Origin of the sequence: Hydrogenophaga sp., from assembly GCF_048549895.1 — a bacterium.
GTDB lineage: Bacteria > Pseudomonadota > Gammaproteobacteria > Burkholderiales > Burkholderiaceae_C > Hydrogenophaga.
Genome location: NZ_JBLYYB010000024.1, coordinates 1 through 6,422, shown reverse-complemented (window position 1 = coordinate 6,422; position 6,422 = coordinate 1). Strand labels below are relative to the sequence as shown.

Sequence of the window (6,422 nt, the reverse complement as noted above, 5' to 3'; positions counted from 1 at the left end):
TCATGGCCACCTACTACCAGCAGCGCGCCAGCGCCGGCCTGCTCATCACCGAAGCCACCGCCATCAGCCACCAGGGCCAGGGCTACGCCGACGTGCCCGGGCTGTACGCACCCGAGCAGATCACTGGCTGGAAAGCCGTGACCGCTGCGGTGCACGCCGTCGGCGGCAAGATCGTGACCCAGCTCTGGCACGTGGGCCGCGTTTCACACACCGATCTGCAGCCCAACGGCGGCGCACCTGTCGCACCGTCGGCCATCGCGGCCAAGACCAAGACCGTGCTGCTCAAAGACGGCGCGCCCGTGTTTGTGGACACCTCGGTGCCGCGCGCCCTGGAGACCAGCGAACTGCCCGGCATCGTGAACGACTACCGCAAGGCCGCGCTGGCCGCCATCGAAGCCGGCTTTGACGGTGTGGAAATCCACGCAGCCAACGGCTACTTGATCGACCAGTTCCTGAAGACCGGCAGCAACCAGCGCACCGACGCCTACGGTGGCAGCATCGAGAACCGCGCCCGTCTGCTGGTGGAGGTGGTACAAGCCGTGACCGACGCCATCGGCGCCGGCCGCACCGGCATTCGCCTCTCGCCCGTGACCCCGGCCAACGACGTGATCGACGCCGATCCGCAGCCGCTGTTCACCCACGTGATGAACGAACTCGCCAGGTTCGACCTGGCCTATGTGCACTTCATCGAAGGCGCCACCGGTGGCCCGCGCGAACTGGCCGACCGCCCGTTCGACTACGACGCCCTGCGCGCTGCCTACCAGGCAGCTGGTGGCAAAGCGGCCTGGATGGTGAACAACGGCTACGACCTGCCGATGGCCAAGGAAGCGGTGAAAGACGGGGCCGATCTGGTGGCGTTCGGCAAGACCTACATCGCCAACCCCGACCTGGTGGCGCGCCTGCAGCAAGGTGGACCGTTCAACGAGCCGGACAACAAGACCTTCTACGGCGGCGGCGCCGAGGGTTACACGGACTACCCCGCACTGTCCGCCTGATGGCGCATGGGGGTCAACGCAGCCTGGCGTTGGCCTGCACCTGTTGTTTGAACTGCTCGGACAACTGAGAGGCAGCACGCCGCCCCGCCAACCCGAAATCGCTTTTGAATTCGGAGAATTCGGCGGTTCCGTTGCTTTGGGCCTTCACCGTGGTCACCGCCTTGCCTTCTGGGTCGCTGACCTCACACGTCAGGTCGATGCCGAACTTGGTGGGGGGCCAGGTGAGCAGCGAGGGTGACTCTGTGGTGGTGGTGATGCTGGGTGAGAACACATAGCTCACACCGAACGATGCGATGGCCTCGCGGTCGCTCGCCGACTTCACGACAAACACATCCGAGTACACAGCGCGCAGTGCATCGCGAATCGACTTCTCCAGGTCGCGGTAGGGGAAGTAGCTCACCTTGTCTCCCCCACCACCGGCGGTGGTGACTTCCTTGCCCCGGTCGGCGTCGGTCATGACGTAGGCGACCTTTTTCGGGTTGAGTCCGGCTTCATTGCGCACGGGCGTTTCCAGCGGGCTGATGCCAATGGGGTGAGCGCAGGCAGTGAGCAGGGCGAGCAGCGTTGCAGCCAGGGGAAGGCGCCAGAATTTCTGAGGGGACATGGTGTTCTTTCGGCTCAAGGTTTGACAGCGTTGATGAAAGCGGGATCGGCGTAAACGGTTTGCAGCAGCGTGCGCACGAGGCGCGGATATTCGCTCTGGCCCTTGGGCACCGCCACAGCGCCGGCAAAGCTCGATTCAAACTGCGTCTTGGCGCTGTAGACCTTCTCATGCACGGTTTGCCCGCGCTTGGTGACGCTCAACTTCACCTCCATGACGCCCTCGCCCGTGTTGATCCCCGACACATCAATATCGTTCTTCAACAGCGTTGCGTCGATGCGTGTCTCGGCCTTCGGGTCGAGCACCCGCAGCTCGGTCAGGTCGGATCGGATGGCGTCTTCCAGGTACTGGGCAAAGGAGCCGTTGGACGACACAAAGGCCGCGCCACGCAGCGAGATCTTGTTGACCGGGGCCTCGGGGCTGCGGGGCTGGAACTCGCCCACGGCGACTTTGCCCAGCTGTGTCGTCTTGAGCCTGTCAATGCTCGGGTAATCGGGGCTGTAGGTGGGCGCCACGAACGAGGCGCAGCCCGTCAAGGCAATGGCGGTGAAGGCCAGCGCGGCCATGCGAAGTTTCATGTTTTCCCTCTTTGTTTTGAACGATGCACGTGCACCGCGCGAAACTATAACGATCGGCCGTGACCTCGCCGGAACACCTCGCACGGTTTATCCTCAACACCCATGAAGCTCTACAACTACTTCCGCTCCTCGGCCTCGTTTCGCGTGCGCATTGCGCTCGCCCTCAAAGGCCTCGACTACGAATACCACTCGGTCCACCTGGCCAAGGGCGCACACAAGCTGCCGGTCTACACCGACATTGCAGTGGAAGGCCTGGTGCCCCTGCTCGAACTCGACGACGGCACGCGGCTGACGCAGTCGATGGCGATCATCGAATACCTCGACGAACTCCACCCGACGCCAGCCCTGCTGCCGGCTGATGCGCTGGGCCGCGCGCGGGTGCGGGCGCTGGCGCAGATCATTGCCTGCGAGATCCACCCCATCAACAACCTGCGCGTGCTCAAGTACCTGAGCAAGGACCTCAAGGTCGACGAAGACACCAAGAACACCTGGTACCGCCACTGGGTGCGCAGCGGGCTGGAATCGTTCGAGCGCCAGCTGGCCCTGCAGGCGCCGAGCACCTACTGCTTTGGTGAAACCCCGACCCTGGCCGACTGCTGTCTGGTGCCGCAGATCTTCAACGGCCAGCGCTTCAACGTCGACTTCTCGGGCCTGCCGCGCACCATGGCCGCGTTCGACGCCTGCATGAAGCACCCCGCGTTCCAGAAGGCGCAGCCCTCGGCCTGCCCGGACGCCGAGGCCTGATGTCCTCCAGCTGGTTCGCTCCCGACTGGCCCGCGCCAGCGGGTGTGCGAGCGCTGTGCACCACGCGCGAGGGCGGCATGTCGATGGCGCCGTTCGACAGCTTCAACCTGGGCGACCACGTGCGCGACGAGCCGCTGGCCGTGGCGGGCAACCGCGAGCGGCTCGCGGCACTCACAGCGCCAGCGCGCCCGGTGTTTTTGCAGCAAGTGCATGGCACACAGATCGTGCGGCTCGCGCCCGGCATGCCCGATGGCGCTGTGGCCGATGCTTGCGTGGTGCAAGGGCCGGGCGTGGCCGCCACCATCATGGTGGCCGATTGCCTGCCGGTGCTGTTTGCGCACGCCTCGGGCACCGCGGTGGCCGCGGCCCACGCGGGCTGGCGCGGCCTGGTGGACGGCGTGCTCGAGGTCACCGCGCGCGCCTTGCACAACGCCGCGGGCGAGGGCGAACTCATGGTCTGGCTCGGTCCCTGCATCGGGCCACGGACGTTCGAAGTGGGGGCCGAGGTGTGTGAGGCATTTGTGGCGGTTGACCACGGGGCCGCAGCGCATTTCTGGCCGCTGGGCAAGGGCAAGTTTCTCGCCGATCTGCCCGCGTTGGCCCGGCGTCGTCTTCGGGCTGTGGGCATCACCAACGTGCACGGCAACGACGGCTCGCCGCCGTGGTGCACCGTGACGCAAAGCTCACGTTTCTTTTCGCACCGCCGCGATGCCACCATCCTCGGCAGCACCGGTCGCATGGCCGCTTGCGTCTGGATCGACTGAAGCCGTCGGCTGGGGCTCTGCGTTGGCCGCCAGCCGCGCCATCTGCGCCTGGTGTTCGGCGGCTTCGCGGGCCTTGATCTGCTTGCGCCTGGCGGGGGTCCTCATCAGGTAAACCACCAGTATCACGGGCAGCAGACCGTAGAGAAAAAAGGTCACAATGGCTCCAAGGACCGAGCCTGTGGTGTTGGTCGCTTCGGCCACCGACATCATCAGAACCACATACATCCAACCAATCACAACCAGGTACACGGCGATCCTTGCAGGCCGGGAAAAAGCGTCAGTCTGCTGGAAGCCGCCACACAGATACTTGAGAAAAGCCGGACATCCCTTCCCACGCCGGGAATGATAGGCGGCACACAAAAACACAGGAGACAAGCATGGCATCTGGCAAAACCCCACCCACCGACTGGCTGGAGACCGCAAACGCGTTCCAGCAAAACCTCATCCAGCAATGGACCCAGGTGGCCCAGGCCTTCCCCGGTGCTGCAGCCGCCCCGCAGCCCGGCGCCAACGATCCGTTTGCAGCGTTCAAGGCCTTCATGCCGCAAGCGGGCGCGGCCAACCCCTTTGGCATGGCGATGCCTGGCATGGGCGACATGTTCAAGAACGCATCGGGCCAGCAGGTGAGTTTTGATCCCGCGAAGCTGCTGGAGATCCAGAACCAGTATTTGAAGGACGTGACCGGCCTGTGGAACCAGGGCCCATCCGCCAAGCCCGAAGGTGATCGGCGCTTTGCCTCCGAGGCCTGGGCCAGCAACCCGATGGCGGCGTTTTCTGCGGCCGCCTATTTGCTCAACGCGCGCACGCTGATGGCCCTGGCCGACGCGGTGCAGGGTGACGCCAAGACGCGCACCCGCGTGCGCTTCGCGGTGCAGCAGTGGATCGACGCCAGCGCGCCGAGCAACTTTCTGGCCTTCAATGCCGAAGCGCAGAAGAAAGCCATCGACACCCAGGGCGAGAGCATCGCCAAGGGCATGGCCAACCTGCTGCACGACATGAAGCAGGGCCACGTGTCCATGACCGACGAGAGCGTGTTCGAGGTGGGCAAGAACGTGGCCACCACCGAAGGCGCGGTGGTGTTCGAGAACGAGCTGTTCCAGCTGATCGAATACAAGCCGCTCACCCCCAAGGTGTTTGAGCGGCCGTTTCTGCTGGTGCCGCCCTGCATCAACAAGTTCTACATCCTTGACTTGCAGCCCGAGAACTCGCTGATCCGCTACTGCGTGGAGCAGGGCCACCGCACGTTTGTGGTGAGCTGGCGCAACCCCGACGAGTCGCTGGCCACAGCCACCTGGGACCAGTACATCGAAGACGCGGTGATCAAGGCGATCGGCATCACACAAGACATTGCCGGTGCCGAGACCATCAACGCGCTGGGCTTCTGCGTGGGCGGCACCATGCTGGGCACGGCGCTGGCGGTGCTGGCCGCGCGCGGTGAAGAGCCTGTGAACTGCGCCACCTTCCTCACCACGCTGCTCGACTTCACCGACACCGGCATCCTCGACGTGTTCATCGACGAGAACTTCGTCAAGTACCGCGAAGCGCAGTTCGCCCAGGGCGGCCTCATGCCCGGGCGCGATCTGGCCACCACCTTCAGCTTTTTGCGGCCCAACGACCTGGTGTGGAACTACGTGGTGGGCAACTACCTCAAGGGCGAAACACCGCCACCGTTCGACCTGCTGTACTGGAACTCCGACAGCACCAACCTGCCAGGCCCGTACTACGCGCGCTACCTGCGCCAGATGTACCTGGAGAACAACCTCATCAAGCCCGGCAAGATGACGGTGTGTGGCGAGAAGATCGACTTCCGCCAGGTCAAGCTGCCGGTCTATATCTACGGCTCGCGCGAAGACCACATCGTGCCCATCGGCGGCGCTTATGCCAGCACCCAGGTGTTCCCGGGCAAGAAGCGTTTTGTCATGGGCGCCTCGGGCCACATCGCTGGCGTGATCAACCCGGCGAGCAAAAAGAAACGCAGCCACTGGATCGGCTCGGCCACCAAGTTCCCGAAGGACGTGAACGAGTGGATCAACAGCGCCGATGAACAACCGGGCAGCTGGTGGACCGACTGGGCCGCCTGGCTCAAGCCACAGGCGGGCAAACAAATTGCAGCGCCCAAGACCTACGGCAAGGGCAAGACCTACGCGGCCATCGAGCCTGCACCCGGTCGCTACGTCAAAGCCAAAGCCTGACCCCGATTTTTCTCAGCACAACAAGGAGCAAACCCATGGAAGACATCGTCATCGTTTCAGCCGCCCGCACCGCCGTCGGCAAGTTTGGCGGCTCGCTCGCCAAAGTCCCCGCCACCGAGCTCGGCAGCATCGTCATCAAGGCCATGCTGGAGCGCAGCGGCCTGCCCGCCGACGTGATCGGTGAGGTGATCATGGGCCAGGTGCTGACTGCGGGCGTGGGCCAGAACCCGGCGCGCCAGGCCATGATGAAGGCCGGCGTGGCCAAGGAAACGCCGGCGCTCACCATCAATGCCGTGTGTGGCTCCGGCCTCAAGGCCGTGATGCTGGCCGCGCAGGCCGTGGCCTGGGGCGACAGCGAGATCGTGATCGCCGGTGGCCAGGAAAACATGAGCGCCAGCCCGCATGTGCTGGGCGGCAGCCGCGACGGCCAGCGCATGGGCGACTGGAAGATGGTCGACACCATGATCGTCGACGGCCTGTGGGACGTCTACAACCAGTACCACATGGGCATCACCGCCGAGAACGTGGCCAAGGCCCACGCCATCACG

General features: G+C 64.6%; 8 protein-coding genes. 5 read left to right on the top strand and 3 right to left on the bottom strand.

What is annotated here, in order from left to right:
* Window positions 1–995: alkene reductase (locus ACN4F8_RS02105; protein ID WP_419472070.1), on the top strand; the 995-nt coding region annotated here is incomplete at its 5' end.
* Between the two features lie 13 nt (window positions 996–1,008).
* On the opposite strand, the gene ACN4F8_RS02100 is transcribed toward ACN4F8_RS02105, so the two are convergent.
* Window positions 1,009–1,599, bottom strand: coding sequence for a hypothetical protein (locus tag ACN4F8_RS02100; RefSeq protein ID WP_419472069.1), 591 nt, complete (start codon window positions 1,597–1,599; stop codon window positions 1,009–1,011).
* Window positions 1,600–1,613: 14 nt separating this feature from the next.
* The gene (locus ACN4F8_RS02095; RefSeq protein WP_419472068.1) at window positions 1,614–2,174 is read right to left on the bottom strand and encodes a hypothetical protein; all 561 of its coding nucleotides are present in this window, start codon (window positions 2,172–2,174) and stop codon (window positions 1,614–1,616) included.
* Window positions 2,175–2,276: 102 nt separating this feature from the next.
* On the opposite strand from ACN4F8_RS02095, the gene maiA reads away from it, so the two are divergent.
* Together maiA and pgeF are read left to right on the top strand one after the other, a co-directional pair.
* On the top strand, window positions 2,277–2,918 hold the full coding sequence (gene maiA / locus ACN4F8_RS02090; protein WP_419472067.1) for a maleylacetoacetate isomerase: 642 nt from the start codon (window positions 2,277–2,279) through the stop codon (window positions 2,916–2,918).
* The gene (pgeF, locus tag ACN4F8_RS02085; protein WP_419472066.1) at window positions 2,918–3,682 is read left to right on the top strand and encodes a peptidoglycan editing factor PgeF; all 765 of its coding nucleotides are present in this window, start codon (window positions 2,918–2,920) and stop codon (window positions 3,680–3,682) included. Before maiA ends, pgeF begins: the two co-directional genes overlap by 1 nt.
* Here pgeF and ACN4F8_RS02080 read toward each other — a convergent pair.
* Complete coding sequence (locus ACN4F8_RS02080) at window positions 3,602–3,931, bottom strand: hypothetical protein (RefSeq protein WP_419472065.1); 330 nt, start codon at window positions 3,929–3,931, stop codon at window positions 3,602–3,604. The genes pgeF and ACN4F8_RS02080 overlap by 81 nt on opposite strands.
* Before the next feature lie 128 nt (window positions 3,932–4,059).
* Between ACN4F8_RS02080 and ACN4F8_RS02075 the strand changes: the two genes are divergently transcribed.
* On the top strand, window positions 4,060–5,874 hold the full coding sequence (locus tag ACN4F8_RS02075) for a PHA/PHB synthase family protein (RefSeq protein WP_419472064.1): 1,815 nt from the start codon (window positions 4,060–4,062) through the stop codon (window positions 5,872–5,874).
* Window positions 5,875–5,909: 35 nt separating this feature from the next.
* On the top strand, window positions 5,910–6,422 hold a 513-nt coding region (locus tag ACN4F8_RS02070), incomplete at its 3' end, for a beta-ketoacyl synthase N-terminal-like domain-containing protein (RefSeq protein ID WP_419472063.1).